This is a genomic window from Streptomyces sp. CBMA152 (genome assembly GCF_014596475.1).
Classification (GTDB): Bacteria; Actinomycetota; Actinomycetes; order Streptomycetales; family Streptomycetaceae; genus Streptomyces.
Window position 1 is genome coordinate 160,677 of record NZ_MECJ01000006.1, and the last position, 16,187, is coordinate 176,863.

Sequence of the window (16,187 nt, forward strand, 5' to 3'; positions counted from 1 at the left end):
TGCTCATTGCACCCCCGTGTTGTCCCACACCGCGATCTCCACGGTGTTCGTGTAGAACGCGCACATCTCGGGATCCGGCGTGCCACCGCCTATGAGGGCCTGCTCGTTACGGGACGGGCCGCCGCAGATGGCAAGCGCCGGGCAGTCCCCGCACTCGGGGATCGGCGCGACCTTCTTCGCCACGCCGGCCAAGAGGCTGGGATCGGCCCGGAGCTCGTCGAGGGTGTGCAGGAACGACGGCTCGGTGAAGTTGATGTCGCACAGGCTGACCCGGTTGCCGGGCAGCAGGGCCGCGTTCAGGCTGCGGTCGCCCTGCATGTGGTCAAACAGCATCGGTCGCCGGGTATCGAGCGCCTGGAAGGCGCGGTCCAAGACCGAGAACAGCATCCCGCCCCGCCCCAGGGCGGCCACACGAGCCTCGTACAGCTCGCGCGCCAAGTCGGCGCCGTTGACCTCCCAGTGGCCCTCGGTGGGGATGGGCGTGTTGACGTAGATGAACCTCAGTCCGAGATCGTCGATGATCCACCGGACGGTCTCGGCGAGACGCCCGATGTTCGCGGCCGTCGGGGTGAGGTTGCAACCCACATGCAGCCCCTCGGCCTCGACGAACCGGGCGACGTTGCGACGGATCCGGTCGTCGGCGGGCTGACCGCCGAGCAGGAGGCGATTCGCCGAGTTGATGCCTGGAGGGCCGTCGATGGAGATGCCGACCCCGTACTCGTACGCGACGAAGTGATCAAGGGCCTCATCCGTCAGCCGGGCACCGTTGGTGACGACCGTACGCCGCACGCTGCGCACGTCGTAACGGTCGGCAAGAGTGTCGGCGAGCTGGTCGCCGTACCGCATGAGGTCAAAGCGAATGGTCGGCTCGCCACCGAACCACTGGATGGAGACCTCGCCCTGCCCGGCATTCTGCTCGAACAGGAACTCCAACCCCTCCGTCAGCTCCTCCTTCGTCATATCCGGCTTACCGGTGTTCGTGTCGACGAAGCAGTACGTGCAGGCCATGTTGCAGCGATCGGTGAGGACCACGCGCAAGCCACTGACGCGGCGAGGGGCGGCGTCTAGGCCAAGGAATCGAAGGCGATGGTGGAGTGCTTCGCGCCGGTCGGCCGCCGGGCCATCGGGCGTGAAGCCGAGCCCAGCGAGGGCTTCGTGAGTCGCGGTCGGGGGGACTCCGGCGAGGTCGTGGACCTCGCCGGAGTCGATGAACACACTGTCCAGGCCGACCGGGTCGAGGAGAACCGCTTCCCCGTCCCGCTCGTACTGGAAGTATTTCCCCCACAACGTCCGGGGGGCGGCCACGGTGGTCAGGCCGCCGCTTCCTCTTCGACGATCCCGAGCTCGCCCATGACCGCGCGAACCTTCTCCACAGCAGCGGTCTGAAGCTTCGCGGAGGTGGCCGGGGAGCCGCCGTCGGCGAGGACGATCACGCCGGGCAGCGTCGGGTTCGGCGCGATGACCGTGATGCCGGCCGGGTCGGTGCCGATGACCATGATTGCGTCCTTCAGCTCGACCCAGTCGGTCTGCTCCTTGAGCGCCTCGATGATGCGGCCCTGCTTCTCCTGGAAGGAGGCACGCTCACCCATCCACACGCCCGCCTTGGACTTGGAGTCCACGACGTCCGCGTAGATCAAATGGTCCTTCTTCTCTCGCCTGGCTTGCGGCATGACGGATCCCTCTCTCTGAGCTGGATGTGCCGGAACAACCCCTTGCATCCACCGGAGTCCGGCGGGCATCGCTCCACGGGGAGTCAGAGTGGGGCGATGTTGAACAGCCCTGCGAAGAACAGGTTCGTCGAGTCGGTCGGGCAGTCGATCGCGCCGCTCGGCGCTATGCATCGCAACGCGATGCGACGTGGTCGTTTCGACGTGGTGACATCATGCTGAGCCCAATAGGTCCCATTCGAGGACTCTGATGGGTCATCAAAAGGACTTCTAGAGGGCTTACTTGATGATTGATGGGTGGTTTCCCGCCGTAGTGAGGACATTGCATGTCACCCTGAGGGAGAGAGCTCGCCCCGGAGGAGATCGATGTCCCGTCCCGCAGGCAACACCCGACTCAAGGCGGCACGCCTGGCTGCCGGTTACAACTCTCAACAGGCCCTGGCAGATGCCATCACCAAGGGGGCGTTGACGCTCGGCATCAGAGGTCTTGCTGTCGGAGTTCGGCAAGTGCGGCGCTGGGAGTCCACAACTCCCCCTTGGCCGCAGCCTGATGTGCACCGGGTCCTGACGCACCTGCTGGGGCAGAGCATGGAGGACCTCGGCTTCATCCCTCCCTGGGGCAGCACTCGGCCCCAGGGAGGCACGGCGACCGACGCCGCCCTGCGCACCTCCCCGCCCGCGGGACGGCTGGCGGCCGTTCCCGCTCAGCGCGGATCTGCGACACAACCGGCAACTATTGGACGGGACTTCGGGGCTGTCACACGCTCACACCGGCACTTGTACTGGTCCGTCGCCCCCGCCGTGCTGCACCCGGCGGTCCTGGAACACGCCCGCCTCGGCTGCGCCCTCCTCCCGGAGACGGCGAACCCGGCCCGCCAAACCCTCGCGACCGCACTTGCCGAGTCCTACCTGCTGGCCGGCCGAATCGAGTTCTTCGATCTGCGGCAGCCGGAGCGGGCCTCCGAGACTCTCCTACGGGCCCTGCAAGCAGCAGGCGAAGCAGACGATCCGCTGCTCGGCGCGGCCATCCTCGCGCACATGGCCTTCGTCCCCGGCTGGGCGGAAGAGCGCGACGGGGCAATTGAGCGCATGACCGCTGCCCGTACGTACGCCCGCCGCGGAGAGGCGTCAGCGGAGTTCTGGGCATGGCTGGATGCCGTCGAAGCGGAGTGCGAGACCCTCTGCGGAGATCCCCACGCGGCGCTGCGATTGATCCACCGCGCCGAGGACACCCTCTCCACGGGCGCCGAACACGCCGCCCCCGAGTGGCTGGACTGGTTCAGCCCCGTCCGCCTGTCCGCGTTCAAAGGAAACACGCAGCTGAAGGCTGGACATATCCCGCAAGCACGCCAGACGCTCCACGACGTGCTCGACGCCCTGCCGCCCGAGTCGGCCAAGCAGAGCACCGTTGTTCTCGGCGACCTCGCCGCGGTCGAAGCCGCCGACGGAAGGCCAGAGGAAGCATGCCGATACGCCATCCAGGCCCTCGACCAGTTGGCGATCACCTGGTACGCCACCGGCATGGACCGCGTGCGCGAGGTCCGACGCACGCTCGCACCGTGGCAGAACGAGCAGTGCGTACGGGACCTCGACGACCGCCTCTACGACTGGGGCACGACGGTCAACGCTCTTCAGTATTGAACTTGGCGATCTTCTCCGGCAGTTCCGCGAGCGCGTCGATGCGCATCGCCGTAATCGCGTCCGCGTCCGGGTCACGCTGCTGGATCGTGCCCCACGGGCCACGTCGGATCAGGGCGGTGAGAAGCCCCGCCTGCACGGCCGGGCGGATGTCGTTGTCGAGCCGGTCCCCGACGTAGAGAATTTCGCCCGGCTCGGCCGGCGCCGCCGCGATGACGTGCTCGAAGAAGGCCACGTCAGGCTTCGACGCGCCCCAGTCGTCACTGGTCGCGATCATGTCCGTGGGGAGGTCCAAGCCGCGCAACAGGCCGCCGGCCCGCACAGTCTGGTTCCCGGCTATCCCCACCCACAGCCCCGCCTCGCGCAGCGCGGCCAGCGTCGGCCGCACATCCGGGTACAGGTCATCCTCGCCGAACCACTCTGGCTGCCCGGCAGCCGCGCGCTTCTCCCGCTCCTCGGTGAGGTCGAACCCGGGCCGGAACTCCTGGAACGTCTCGCGGTAGTCGCGCCCCTGCGCGATGACCGCCCCGAACATCGCCGCGAAAGTGTGCCGGGGCACCCCCAGCCAGTCCGCCCAGGTCCCGTACTCCCGGGTTTCGTCAATAAGGCACTCACCGACATCGAACACCACAGCACGAATCATGACCGCAGGTTAGACGGTCCTGCACGGCGGTGGAGCAACCGTTTCGGACTCACCAACGCGGAGCAGTGCCGTTGAACGTGCTCCCGACCAGTTTGCTCAGGGGGTTAACACACCGCAGATACCACCCGGTGGAGGGGCTTGATAGGGCAAGCATGTTCACTTCCGCCTCAGCCCGAAGGGTCTAGCCATCTGGGCGAAGAATCCGCGTGGGTTGGTAAGGGGGATGTGACCAAACCGCCGCCACAAGTGGGCGAATTCGATGGGTTTGCCGGTACTGCACCTCAGTGTTGCTGAGGGTCGAAAGAGTCCATCACACGGTGCGACAGCCGAAGCAGTCGACCAGGTAGCGGGTGGGAGCTGGTCGGGTGCAGAGATCCGTCTGTGGCATTCTGCATCTCGAATTCCTGCCCAGCACCTGGGGCAAGTCCGGAGTCTCGATGACCGTTCTCTTCCCACGGCGAAGAGATGGATCAGCCAGCCGTGATCGTGGTGGCGCGCGAGGCGTGTGTCAATGCCGCGACAGTGGCGTACCGCTGGCCGGGGTCGTGCGCGGTGGCGCGGGCGGTGACGGCGAGCTGACCGGCTGTGCCGCGCCATTGCTGCTCCTGGTCCCCGGCGTCCAGGAGCAGGCGCAGGGCGCGCCCGAGCACGTAGACGGTGGTCCGGATCTCGATGGTGGCGCCTTGGCGGAACTCCTCGGGGGCCATGTAGCGCCGCGATCCGGGCAGCCGGTCGGTCGTCAGGGTGAACGGGCCAGGTCGGTACTCGTCCACGTCGCACAGGGCGAGGCGGCCGGTGGTGAAGTCGTACAGCATGCACCCGTCGTAGAAGTCCACGGCGACGAACCCGGCCTGCTCCACGGCCAGATGAGCGTCCAGGATCTGGTTCACCGCTGCTAGGACCTGCGGGAGGGGGAGCCGGTGGAACCGGGCCATCGGGCTGTCCCACGCCGTTCTGCCTCCATGGGCCGAGACGGTCGGGTGGTACAGCACGGTCCCGTCGACCCACAGGTAGACCAGCGCCAGACCGCCCCTGATGCGGAAGGAGTGGCGAAGGGGCACGATCGCCGGATGCCGCACCGCACGGTGCACGGCGAGCGCGCGGCGCAGCGAGGCCACCCCAGCGGGTGTCGTCGCGCTCTTCACGAACCACCGCTCGCCGTCGACGGCCACGCCGTACGACACACACCCGGAATCCTGCTCCCGGAAAGCCTGGAAGACGTTCCCCACACCGTCCAGGAACGGCTCCAGCAGGTCGACCGACTCAACATCCAGCAGCGGATGCGCTGACGGGTCACATGTCCCACCGTCGTGTCCGTTCACGATTCACGAAGCTACCCCTCACTACCGAGAGCAGGGCCGGTAGGCCGCATTGCTGCCAAAAGAGGCGTGCACACGCCCAGCCTCGCTGGAAGCATGTGGAGATGACCCAATCGGCCTCCACTGGCGCCCGCTCGCCTCGTTCAACCCCCAAGAAGATCGCTGTGATTGGCGGCATCGGCTCGGGCAAGAGCAGGTATGCCCAGAAACTAGGGGCTGCCTCCGGGCTGCCCGTGCTGGCGCTGGACGCCTACCGATACCGCCCGGACGGCCAGCGCCGCGACCGCGCGGACCTCGAGCGCATCGCTGCCGAGCTCGCCAGCGGCCCGGCGTGGATTAGCGAAGGTATCTTCCTCACCTGGACCAGTCCGCTGCTGGAAGCCGCCGATGTGATCGTCTGGCTCGACACCCCGAAGTACCTTGCCGCATACCGGACGATCGGCCGGTGGCTGGCCGACCGGCGCGCCGACCGCACACTCACCTACGGCCTGGCCAAGTGCGTACGCCTGGCCTGGAGCGCCCTACGGCCGCACGATCTCGCCGCTGTACAGGCGTCCAGCAAGAACCTGAATCCGTCACCTGCCGCTATCCGGGAAGCCACGGCGGCTTGGAGCGAGAAGGTCATCCGACTGCGCTGGCGCGCCGATGCCGCATCCTTCTTCGGGGCGATCTGATACCCAACGCCTGGAGTTGCTACCGCTCACCCACCCGTACTTTCAGTAGCCACGCGGAGGTAGGGGGATGTGTCCACTGTGTGCTGTCGGCATCCGATTCCCACCCGAGCACAGGCTGACGCCGCCCGCAGAAACCCGCGCGAGCCCATGCCGAGGCCGCCGTGCGGCGGGCAGTCGTACCAGAAGCAGTTCAGATGGTCCATTGAGTACGACCGTTCCACGATGTGTTGACGGGCGTCGGTGGGGAGGACGACGTCGACGTTGGCAACCCCTACGCCGTCGTCAGAGCACCCTCCCGGGGGGGGGAGGACGTGAACTGGTTGAGCTGGGCTCGGGTGTGGGTCGGAACATCCCCACGTGCGTGGGGAGCAGCGGGCGCCGAAGGACCAGCTTCCGGCCCTTGCGGGACCATCCCCATGTGCGTGGGGAGCAGCACGCCCTTCGTGTCCAGCTGCCATAGCCCGACGGGACCATCCCCACGTGCGTGGGGAGCAGCTTCTGCTCCTCGGCCACGCCAAGGTGTTCGCGGGACCATCCCCACGTGCGTGGGGAGCAGTATGACGAGACCCACGCTCGCGAAGTCGCCCTGGGACCATCCCTACGTGCGTGGGGAGCAGGGCGGTCACCGGCCAGCGGGCAGAGGAACCGCGGGACCATCCCCACATGCGTGGGGAGCAGGTCATCAAGCACGTGCTGGACCGCCGCGACCAGGGACCATCCCCACGTGCGTGGGGAGCAGCCGGTCATCCCGGACGATGCGACCCGCATCGAGGGACCATCCCCACGTGCGTGGGGAGCAGACAGAACAGAACATCACGATGAGTACCGGGCAAGGACCATCCCCACGTGCGTGGGGAGCAGGCCGGTACTGCGGTGGTGGATCACGCTGTGGAGGGACCATCCCCACGTGTGTGGGGAGCAGGATACGTCTGTGGAGTCGGGTCCGCTGCGGTCGGGACCATCCCCACGTGCGTGGGAAGCAGCCTGCGTTGTACGCGGCCAGCATGTTGTCGGTGGGACCAGCCCCACGTGCGTGGGGAGCAGAGCACGGGGGCAGGTCCAGAGCATCACCGGCCGGGACCATCCCCACGTGCGTGGGGAGCAGTGGTCCCCAGGCCCCGGTCCGAGCGGATTGCGGGGACCATCCCCACGTGCGTGGGGAGCAGACCTGCGCGCCGGGCCGTCCGTAGCGGCGGCCGGGACCATCCCCACGTGCGTGGGGAGCAGGAACTGCTCTCCCTGCACGCCGAGCAGTGCCAGGGACCATCCCCACGTGCGTGGGGAGCAGAGTACGGGGGCGTCTGCGGAAGCCAAGCACGGGGGACCATCCCCACGTGCGTGGGGAGCAGGGAGGCGGGCAAGAGGAGGCGCTGCTTGCGGTGGGACCATCCCCACGTGCGTGGGGAGCAGTGGAGCTGCACACGGCGCTTGGTCACCAGTTCGGGACCATCCCCACGTGCGTGGGGAGCAGAGGGCGTAGCCGGTGGCCGGGGCTGGGGGTTCGGGACCATCCCCACGTGCGTGGGGAGCAGGGGTGCCGGAACTCCACGACCAGACCCGCCTCGGGACCATCCCCACGTGCGTGGGGAGCAGGACGCGCCGGGCGCGCTGTGGCGGGTGGACAACGGACCATCCCCACGTGCGTGGGGAGCAGGGCAGGTCTTCCGGACCGCGACCCTGTGGCAAGGGACCATCCCCACGTGCGTGGGGAGCAGGCACGCACGGCCACAGGGCTCCTGCCACGGCTCGGACCATCCCCACGTGCGTGGGGAGCAGTTTCTCCCGACGCCCATCCCCGATTTCGACGGGGGACCATCCCCACGTGCGTGGGGAGCAGTCGGTGCCCCGGAACTCCCCGCGCACGGTGAGGGGACCATCCCCACGTGCGTGGGGAGCAGATCAACTGTCAGCTGTGCACAGGGAGCCTGTAGGGACCATCCCCACGTGCGTGGGGAGCAGGACTACGCCAGCGTGCAGCGCAAACTCCGCGCGGGACCATCCCCACGTGCGTGGGGAGCAGGAACCCGCAGGTCAGGGCGTTGTGGGGTGCGAGGGACCATCCCCACGTGCGTGGGGAGCAGACACCGCGACCAGCGGTTTTACGGAGCGATAACCCGGAAGTGAACTACTTCTTCCCAAGTCGACATATGGGGCCAATCGCTCAAATCAAACAAATTGGGTGATCTGCTCATGTTGAGACGCGACCTTCATAGATGTACTGGCAAGCGTGGTTGTCTGTCGCAGGCAGGGTCTTGCTGTTGTGGTGGCTGTAGCTGCTGGCCCTGTCGTGGTGGTGTAAAACGGGGAATCTCGGCATGGGCGCACGCGAGTGTACTTGGATGCTGGCATGAGTGGTGTGCGGGAAAGATCGCCGGGTGTTGTGGGTGCTGGGCTTTCCGGGGCGGCTCGTGCCGTCTGGGCCAAGCATGATGCCGGTACAGACGGGTGGCTGCCGTTGTGGCGGCATATGGCGGACAGCGCCGCGGTGGCAGGGCTGTTGTGGGACCGGTGGATACCCGCAAGCGTGCGGAAGCTGGTTGCCGAGGTCCTGCCCGATGGCGAGGGGGACGCGCGTCGGCTGGTGATGTGGCTGGCGGGCGTCCATGACATCGGGAAGGCGACGCCGGCCTTCGCCTGCCAGGTGGACTCTCTGGCGGACCGGATGCGCGGGGCAGGGCTGGCCATGCCGTACCGGCGGGAGATGGGGATGGACCGGCGACTGGCCCCGCATGGCCTCGCTGGGCAACTCCTGTTGCAAGACTGGCTGGAGGGCGAGCACGGGTGGCCGGGACGGGGTACCGCCCAGTTCGCGGTCGTGGTGGGCGGGCATCATGGGGCGCCCCCAGAGCATCCGCAGATCTACGACCTCGAATGCCACCCGGAGCTGTTGCGCACTCCAGGAGTGAGCGAGGACCTGTGGCGGCAGACGCAGGCTGGACTGCTGGACTTCTGCGCCCTGGAGTTCGGTGTGGCGGACCGTCTGGCCGACTGGGGGAAAGTGAAGCTGCCGCAGCCCGTTCAGGTGCTGCTGTCCGCGCTGGTCATCGTCGCGGACTGGATCGCCAGCAACAGCGATCTGTTCCCGTACTTCCCGGACGCGGCGTCAAGGGCGGATGACGAGCGGATCGCTGCTGCCTGGCGCGGGCTGGACCTGCCTGAGCCGTGGCATCCCGAAGTGCCACGAGAGTCGGCCGCCGAACTGTTCCCCGTCCGCTTCGACTTGCCGGTCGGAGCCTCGCTTAGGCCCGTGCAGGAGGCGGCCGTGCGGATCGCGCGGGAGATGCCGACGCCGGGCCTGATGGTCATCGAGGCGCCGATGGGGGAGGGGAAGACGGAGGCGGCCCTGGCTGTCGCGGAGGTATTCGCGGCCCGCGCCGGTGCGGGGGGCGTCTTCTTCGCGCTGCCGACCATGGCCACCGGGAACGCCATGTTTCCGCGCCTCTTAGGGTGGCTGGATCGGCTCCCGGCCGAGGAAGGGCAGCGCCTGTCGGTGCAGCTGGTGCACTCCAAGGCGGCGCTGAACAAGGACTTCGAGGGACTGATGCGGGCCTCGCGCCAGACGATCGCCGCCATCGACATGGAGGGCGGAGGGGAGCTGCTCGGGCCCGGGGACGCGAGTCGGGCCGCGCCTGCGGAGTTGGTCGCCCACCAGTGGCTGCGGGGGCCGAAGAAGGCGATGCTCGCGTCGTTCACGGTCGGGACGATCGACCAGTTGCTGTTCGCCGGGCTGAAGAGCCGTCACCTGGCACTGCGCCATCTGGCGCTCGCGGGGAAGGTCGTCGTCATCGACGAGGCCCACGCGTATGACGCGTACATGAACTCCTATCTCGACCGCGTTGTGTCGTGGCTGGGTGCCTACCGGGTACCGGTGGTGGTGCTGTCGGCGACGCTGCCGGCCGCACGGCGCCGGGCCCTGGCGGAGGCATATGCGGGGGCTGAGGCCGGGACATACGGTGCGGTGGAGGAAGCCGATGGCTATCCATTGCTGACCGCGGTGGCCGCCGGTCACCTGCCGCTGGTGGAGTCTCCCGGGGCATCCGGGCGTGAACATGCGGTCCAAGTTGAGGCGTTGGACGACGATCTGCAGGTGCTGGCGGAGCGGCTGGACACTGAGCTGGCGGACGGCGGGTGTGTCCTGGTCGTGCGGAACACGGTGAACCGTGTCCTGGAGACGGCGAAGGTACTGCGCACACGCTTCGGCATCGATGCAGTGACGGTGGCGCACGCCCGGTTCATCGACCTGGACAGGGCCGCGAAGGACGCCGATTTGCTGGACCGCTTCGGCCCATCGTCCACGCAGCGGCCGCAGCGGCACATCGTGGTCGCCAGCCAAGTTGCCGAGCAGTCCCTGGATGTCGACTTCGACCTGCTGGTCACTGATCTTGCCCCAGTGGACCTGGTGTTGCAGCGGATAGGGCGCCTGCACCGGCACGGGCGCGACATGCGGCCTGCCCGGCTGCGCGAGCCGCGCTGCCTGGTGACAGGAGTCGACTGGGCGGCTTCTGTCACCAAACCGGTGCGCGGCTCCGAACTGGTCTACGGCCGGCATGCGCTGCTGCGGTCTCTGGCCGTCCTGAAACCGCACCTCGACCATGGGGCCGCACCCATACGACTGCCGCAGGACATCAGCCCGCTGGTGCAGACGGCATACGGCGAGCATCCGGTGGGACCGCCGCAGTGGGCCGGAGCGTTGGACGAGGCCCGCCAAGGCCATGACCGCCAGCAGATGGACAAGGAGCGGCGGGCGGAGACGTTCCGGCTCGGTGCATGGAACAAAGCGGGTCGGCCGCTGACCGGGTGGGTGGCGGGTGGCGCCGGGGACGCGGATGACACTCGGGCTGGGCGGGCGCAGGTCCGTGACAGCCGGGAGAGCTTGGAGGTCATCGTCGTCCAACGCCATGCGGACGGCTCGCTGACAACCGTGGACTGGGTCGCAGACGGACGCGGCGGGCTACCGCTGCCCCAGGACGCGGTGCCTTCACCAAGGGCAGGAAAGGCGGCGGCTGCCTGCGGGCTGCGGCTGCCGCTCCAGCTCACGCAACCGAAGGTCATCGGCCAAGTAATCGCCGAATTGGAGGAGTTCTGCGTCCGCGCCTGGCAGACGAAGCAGAGCCCGTGGCTGGCAGGAGAGCTCATTCTTCCTGTTCAGGCCGATTGTCAGACCCACCTGGCAGGCTTCGTCCTCAGCTACAGCCCCATCGACGGACTTGAGGTGCGACGTGACGGATGAGCAGGCGGCGAGGCGAACCGGCGACACACCGTCGTTCGACCTGACCAGCCGGCCGTGGCTGCCGGTGCAGTTATTGAACGGCCGCGAGTTAGAACTGTCCCTGCGGGAGATCTTCGACCGCGCAGAAGAGATCCGGCGGCTCGCCGGGGACATGGCAACACAGGATTTCGCCCTTATGCGGCTCCTGCTCGCGATCCTTCACGACGCGCTTAACGGCCCGCAGGACGTGGACGAGTGGGAGCAACTGTGGGAAGAGGACGCCCCGTTCGCGGTGGTGCCGGACTACCTGGACGCGCACCGGGAACGGTTCGACCTCCTGGACGAGGCGGCACCGTTCTTCCAGACTGCCGGATTGCGCACACCGAAGGACGAGATCTCTTCCCTGAACCGGATCGTCGCCGATGTGCCCAACGGGGAGCCATTCTTCACCATGCGCGCCCGAGGAGCCGAGCGGATCTCGTTCGCGGAGGCGGCCCGCTGGGTGGTGCACACGCAGACGTATGACACCTCAGGCATCAAGACTGGGGTGGTCGGTGATAGCCAGGCCAAGGCAGGGAAAGCCTATCCGCAGGGAGTCGCCTGGGCGGGTAGCGTCGGTGGAGTTCTCGCCGAGGGTATGACGCTGCGCGAGACGCTGCTGTTGAACCTCATCGCCACCAGCAGCGGCCTGGCCGCAGCAAGCAGCGAAGACCGGCCCGCCTGGCGGCGAAAACCTGCTGCTCCGGGGGCCGCGCCCGACGTGGCTCAGCGCCCCCATGGGCTGCGTGATCTGTATACATGGCAGTCTCGCCGACTGCTGCTGCACGCGGACGCGGACGGTGTGCACGGCGTCGTGCTCACCTACGGCGACCCGCTCGCCCCGCACAACATGCACACCCATGAGCCCATGTCCGCCTGGCGGCGCAGCGAAGCCCAGGAAAAGAAGCTCGCAAGGCCACTGGTCTACATGCCGCAAGAGCACGACCCTTCCCGTGCCGCCTGGCGGGGCCTGGAAGCACTGATCACCCCGCAATCTCACGGCGCCGTCAGTCGCGGTGATCCATCGCCCAAACTACGGCCGGGGATCGTTGCCTGGCTGGCCCAGCTGGTCAACGAACGCGTCCTGCCCAAGGGAATGATGGTCCGCGTCCGTACGTACGGAGCGGTGTATGGCACTCAGCAGTCCGTGATCGACGAGATCATCGAGGACGGCCTTGCCATGGCCGTCGTCGTGCTCAGTGAGAGCGACCGGCGTCTGGGGCAGGTCGCTGTTGACGCCGCTGCGGACGCGGAAGAGGCCGTCACCGTCCTTGGTCACCTCGCTGCCGACCTGGCCCAGGCACGCGGCAGCACACCCGATGCAGCCAAGGCAACGGTCCGCGACCGCGGGTTCGGCGTACTCGACGGCCCGTACCGATCATGGCTGGCCGCCATCCGGGAAGGCGACACCCCCCACGAACTCCGCACCACCTGGCAGCACACGGTCCGCCGTGAGATCACCGTGATCGCCACGGAGCTCATCTCGACAGCCGGTGAAGCAGCGTGGCACGGGCGCGTCATCGACCACGCCAAAGGCCAGCTCTGGCTGAACGCCGCCTCAGCCGACTTGCGCTTCCGGGTCCGGCTTAATGAACGGCTTCCCCTGGCAGCCGGGCCTGCAAGCGACCCCGAAACCGATGCCAGCGCGGATGCGACCCAGGACGCGTCCGGCCCCAACGCGCCGAAGGTGCCCGCATGACCCTCTCTCCTTCACCCCGCTTCCTCCGAGGCACTGTCGGAACCGTCGCGGACGAGCAGATCCAGCGCCTGCAACACGGCTACCTACGTGACCGCCCCGATGCCGTCGCCTCTCTCGCCCAGCTGCGCGGCGGCGCTGGCAAAGACCCGCTGACTACGCCTCACTTGTGGGGGCTGATCGATCTGCGGACGCTGTACGACGACGGTGGGCTGCGTCGTGAGGACAACCAGGTCCGGGCCGAGAACGCAGTCTTCACCGCCATGACCCTTTGGGCGCTGCACCAGCAGTCCCGCACGACACCCATGCACGTCAGCGGCGGACTCGAACTCGGCGGGGCAGTCCGCAGGTTGATGCCAGGCGGCGAAGTCGATGAGCCGGTACGCCGCCGGTTCGTACGCGTCGGCTCCGCTCCAGCCCTGACCGTCCTCGCCATCCGGATGCGCGAGCTGGTGACGCTGCTGCGCCGCGAGGACATCAGCCTCGACTACGCCTTGCTTGCCGATCAAATTCACCAGTGGCAGCGCAGAGAAACCCGCGACGCAGTACGCCGCTCCTGGGGCCGCTCCTTTCACGCCCACCCGCCGAAGCCCACCACGCCCTCCCCCGCCCCCCGCATCGCCACAGACGAAACCGAGCCGAAGGACCCCCAGTGAGCAGCCGCATCATTCTCGACATCCACGCCCTGCAGAATGTCCCGCCGAGCAACCTTAACCGGGACGACACCGGCGCCCCCAAGACCGCGACGTACGGGGGAGTCACCCGGGCACGGGTGTCCAGCCAGGCGTGGAAGCGTGCCACGCGACGCTACTTCACCCAGCTCCTCGATCCCGCTGAACTGGGAGTGCGCACCAAACGCGTTGCTGAACAGCTCGCCGCGCGCATCACAGCCCTCGCCCCGTCCATCGCAGGCACAGACGCACTGGGGCTCGCCGCGCAGGTACTCCAGGCCGCTACCGGCTCCAAGATCGAGCCGCCGAAGCGGAAGGTAGAAGCCTCCAAGAAGAACGGTACGCCCGAGCCCGCCCCCGAGTCCTCGTACCTGATGTACCTCAGCGCCCGCCAACTCGACGGGCTCGCCGAACTGGCCGTTCAGGGCTCAGCAGACATCACGGCATTCCTGAAAGACAAGGAGAACAAGGCTCGGGCCAAGCGGATTGCCGATACACGACACTCCGTGGACATCGCGCTGTTCGGCCGCATGGTTGCCGACTCCGCCGACATCAACGTCGACGCCGCCGCCCAGGTCGCCCACGCACTGAGCGTGCATCAGGTAGAAATCGAGTCGGACTACTTCACCGCTGTCGACGACCACAACACCGACGCCGAGCCAGGCGCCGGAATGATCGGCACCGTCGACTTCAACTCCTCCACGCTCTACCGCTACGCGGCACTCGACGTCGACCTGCTGGAACGCAACCTCGGCAAGGGCCTGGACGACGATGAACCACCCGCCACTCCCGTCCGCCGGGCCGTGGAGGCGTTCGTAGACGGCTTCGTCGCCTCACTGCCCACCGGGAAGATCAATACATTCGGTAACCACACCCTGCCCGACGCCGTGATCGTCAAGCTGCGCTCCGCCCGGCCCATCAGCTTCGTCTCCGCGTTCGAGAAACCGGTTAACACGGATGAGTTCGGCGGACACATGGAGGGCGCCTGTGCCCGCCTGGCCGACTACATCCCCCGGATCGAGCGCGCGTATGGGGACGAGAGCACCGAGTCCTGGCTCCTGCGGATCGGCCCGGCCACGGACAAGCTCTCTGGTATCGGCACCGAAGTGCCCAGCCTGAAGCAGCTGGTGGAAACCATCGGCACGACCGTGGCCGACCTTCTGGAAGAGCGCCGATGAGCGTGCTCGCGCTGCAGCTGGCCGGGCCTCTGCAAGCCTGGGGATCTACCGCTCGCTTCGCCCGCCGCACCACCGAGAGCGCCCCCACCAAGAGCGGCGTGATCGGCCTGCTCGCCGCCGCGCAGGGCCTGGAACGCGACGCCGACCTGTCGGCGCTCGCCGCCCTGCGCTTCGGCGTGCGCATCGATCAGCAAGGCACCCGCATCCGGGACTTCCAAACCGCCCACCACGCCGACACCGGGGCCGCCATGCCCGTCTCGGACCGCTATTACCTGGCGGACTCAGTATTCGTCGCCGCACTAGAAGGCGCTGACGCGCTCATCGAAAAGCTGCACCAGGCACTGCGGGTACCTCAGTATCTGCCGTACCTCGGGCGCCGCTCCTGTCCGCCTTCACGCCCCCTCGACCTCGGCGTCCACCGCGATACCGACCTGGAAGGCGTCCTGACGCAAGAGCCATGGCGGGCATCCGAGTGGTACCAGAAACGGCGATGGCGCGAACTCACGGTCGAGTTGCCCGTACTCATGGACGCCATCAGCGACACGAGCGGTGCCCTCGTGGGCGACACGATGCGCGACCAGCCGGTCAGCTTCGACCCCCGTCACCGGCGCTACGCGCTGCGCACCGTGCACACCACGACGGTCACTGTGGCCAATCTCCACGCCCGGCGATCACCCGGCGAGCGTGGTATCCCCGCGCACGACCCGACGAGCCTTCTGGAAGACGCCTGATGTTCCTGACCCGCTTCCGCATCAACACCGCGCGCCCCGCCGCGCGGCAGGTCCTCTCCTCGCCGCAAGCCATGCACGCCGCAGTCATGTCCTCCTTCCCCGAGATCCTCCCCAGCACCCCCGACGCCCCACGAGTCTTGTGGCGCCTTGACCGCAACGCGGCCGCCGAGGTTCTGCTCTACGTGGCAAGCCCCCACCGACCCGACCTCACCCACCTTGTGGAACAGGCAGGCTGGCCCGCCGCAGCCGCCTCCGGAACGCCCGGCTGGCGCACCTACGACTACGCGCGATTCCTCAACCGTCTCGACAAGGGCAGCGTCTGGAACTTCCGCCTCACCGCCAACCCCGTACACAGCGTCCGCAACCGGGATGGTGTCCCCACCAAACGCACAGCCCACCTCGTCCCCAAGCACCAACTGGGCTGGTTACTTGAGCGCCAGAAAACCTCCGGCTTCCGCCTGGCGGAGAAACCCGCCGAGCGCCAGCACACCCAGCACGGAGACGAGTACCAGGTCATCATCCGCGACCAACGCAACCTCGACTTCGGTAAACGCGGCTCGGGCACCGGCCGCCCGGACCGGGTGACACTCAAGGCCGTCACGTATGACGGTCGCCTTGAAGTGACCGACCCCCCAGCCCTGTACCGCGTTCTCACCCGGGGCATCGGCAAAGCCAAGGCGTACGGCTGTGGCCTGATGACCCTCGCACCCGCGGACTGACCC

The 16,187-nt window shown here is 67.7% G+C and carries 12 protein-coding genes and 1 CRISPR repeat array; of the genes, 8 read left to right on the forward strand and 4 right to left on the reverse strand.

Annotation, left to right across the window (positions count from 1 at the left end; genetic code table 11):
* Positions 1 to 3: 3 nt before the first annotated feature.
* Positions 4 to 1,305 carry a radical SAM protein gene (locus BG418_RS06400; RefSeq protein WP_188272720.1) on the reverse strand — a complete coding sequence of 434 codons (1,302 nt, stop codon included), beginning with the start codon at positions 1,303 to 1,305 and terminating at the stop codon, positions 4 to 6.
* Between the two features lie 5 nt (positions 1,306 to 1,310).
* Positions 1,311 to 1,670, reverse strand: coding sequence for a hypothetical protein (locus BG418_RS06405; protein ID WP_188272721.1), 360 nt, complete (start codon positions 1,668 to 1,670; stop codon positions 1,311 to 1,313).
* A gap of 363 nt (positions 1,671 to 2,033) precedes the next feature.
* On the opposite strand from BG418_RS06405, the gene BG418_RS06410 reads away from it, so the two are divergent.
* Entirely contained in the window at positions 2,034 to 3,308 is a 1,275-nt protein-coding gene (locus BG418_RS06410) for a transcriptional regulator (protein WP_188272722.1), read from the forward strand.
* Here the strand turns inward: BG418_RS06410 and BG418_RS06415 are convergent.
* Positions 3,289 to 3,948: an HAD family hydrolase gene (locus BG418_RS06415; protein WP_188272723.1), complete on the reverse strand. Its 660-nt coding sequence runs from the start codon at positions 3,946 to 3,948 to the stop codon at positions 3,289 to 3,291. The two genes, BG418_RS06410 and BG418_RS06415, sit on opposite strands and share 20 nt — an antisense overlap.
* A gap of 470 nt (positions 3,949 to 4,418) precedes the next feature.
* On the reverse strand, positions 4,419 to 5,270 hold the full coding sequence (locus BG418_RS06420; RefSeq protein WP_317453532.1) for a serine/threonine-protein kinase: 852 nt from the start codon (positions 5,268 to 5,270) through the stop codon (positions 4,419 to 4,421).
* Between the two features lie 101 nt (positions 5,271 to 5,371).
* Between BG418_RS06420 and BG418_RS06425 the strand changes: the two genes are divergently transcribed.
* The 7 genes from BG418_RS06425 to cas6e all read left to right on the forward strand — a co-directional run bounded on the left by BG418_RS06425 (position 5,372) and on the right by cas6e (position 16,184).
* The gene (locus BG418_RS06425) at positions 5,372 to 5,941 is read left to right on the forward strand and encodes a hypothetical protein (protein WP_188272724.1); all 570 of its coding nucleotides are present in this window, start codon (positions 5,372 to 5,374) and stop codon (positions 5,939 to 5,941) included.
* Positions 5,942 to 6,284: 343 nt separating this feature from the next.
* A CRISPR array of direct repeats spans positions 6,285 to 8,022; the repeat unit is 29 nt; unit sequence GGGACCATCCCCACGTGCGTGGGGAGCAG.
* Between the two features lie 386 nt (positions 8,023 to 8,408).
* Positions 8,409 to 11,171 (forward strand): CRISPR-associated helicase Cas3', encoded by a 2,763-nt coding sequence (cas3, locus tag BG418_RS06430; protein WP_262928552.1) that lies wholly within the window; start codon positions 8,409 to 8,411, stop codon positions 11,169 to 11,171.
* On the forward strand, positions 11,161 to 12,888 hold the full coding sequence (casA, locus tag BG418_RS06435; RefSeq protein ID WP_188272726.1) for a type I-E CRISPR-associated protein Cse1/CasA: 1,728 nt from the start codon (positions 11,161 to 11,163) through the stop codon (positions 12,886 to 12,888). Before cas3 ends, casA begins: the two co-directional genes overlap by 11 nt.
* A complete protein-coding gene (casB, locus tag BG418_RS06440) occupies positions 12,885 to 13,541 on the forward strand; it encodes a type I-E CRISPR-associated protein Cse2/CasB (protein WP_188272727.1) in 657 nt (218 codons plus the stop codon). Before casA ends, casB begins: the two co-directional genes overlap by 4 nt.
* Positions 13,538 to 14,734 (forward strand): type I-E CRISPR-associated protein Cas7/Cse4/CasC, encoded by a 1,197-nt coding sequence (gene cas7e, locus BG418_RS06445; RefSeq protein WP_188272728.1) that lies wholly within the window; start codon positions 13,538 to 13,540, stop codon positions 14,732 to 14,734. Before casB ends, cas7e begins: the two co-directional genes overlap by 4 nt.
* The gene (cas5e, locus tag BG418_RS06450) at positions 14,731 to 15,465 is read left to right on the forward strand and encodes a type I-E CRISPR-associated protein Cas5/CasD (protein ID WP_188272729.1); all 735 of its coding nucleotides are present in this window, start codon (positions 14,731 to 14,733) and stop codon (positions 15,463 to 15,465) included. Before cas7e ends, cas5e begins: the two co-directional genes overlap by 4 nt.
* Positions 15,465 to 16,184, forward strand: coding sequence for a type I-E CRISPR-associated protein Cas6/Cse3/CasE (gene cas6e, locus BG418_RS06455; RefSeq protein WP_188272730.1), 720 nt, complete (start codon positions 15,465 to 15,467; stop codon positions 16,182 to 16,184). The genes cas5e and cas6e overlap by 1 nt, the downstream gene beginning before the upstream one ends.
* Positions 16,185 to 16,187: the final 3 nt, after the last annotated feature.

Excerpts from the sequence above, each read along its gene's own strand:
- cas3 (WP_262928552.1), top strand. The coding sequence starts at position 8,409 with ATGGCGGACAGCGCCGCGGTGGCAGGGCTGTTGTGGGACCGGTGGATA.
- BG418_RS06410 (WP_188272722.1), top strand. The coding sequence starts at position 2,034 with ATGTCCCGTCCCGCAGGCAACACCCGACTCAAGGCGGCACGCCTGGCT.
- BG418_RS06425 (WP_188272724.1), top strand. The coding sequence starts at position 5,372 with ATGACCCAATCGGCCTCCACTGGCGCCCGCTCGCCTCGTTCAACCCCC.
- BG418_RS06405 (WP_188272721.1), bottom strand. The coding sequence starts at position 1,670 with ATGCCGCAAGCCAGGCGAGAGAAGAAGGACCATTTGATCTACGCGGAC.
- cas5e (WP_188272729.1), top strand. The coding sequence starts at position 14,731 with ATGAGCGTGCTCGCGCTGCAGCTGGCCGGGCCTCTGCAAGCCTGGGGA.
- cas6e (WP_188272730.1), top strand. The coding sequence starts at position 15,465 with ATGTTCCTGACCCGCTTCCGCATCAACACCGCGCGCCCCGCCGCGCGG.
- BG418_RS06415 (WP_188272723.1), bottom strand. The coding sequence starts at position 3,948 with ATGATTCGTGCTGTGGTGTTCGATGTCGGTGAGTGCCTTATTGACGAA.
- casB (WP_188272727.1), top strand. The coding sequence starts at position 12,885 with ATGACCCTCTCTCCTTCACCCCGCTTCCTCCGAGGCACTGTCGGAACC.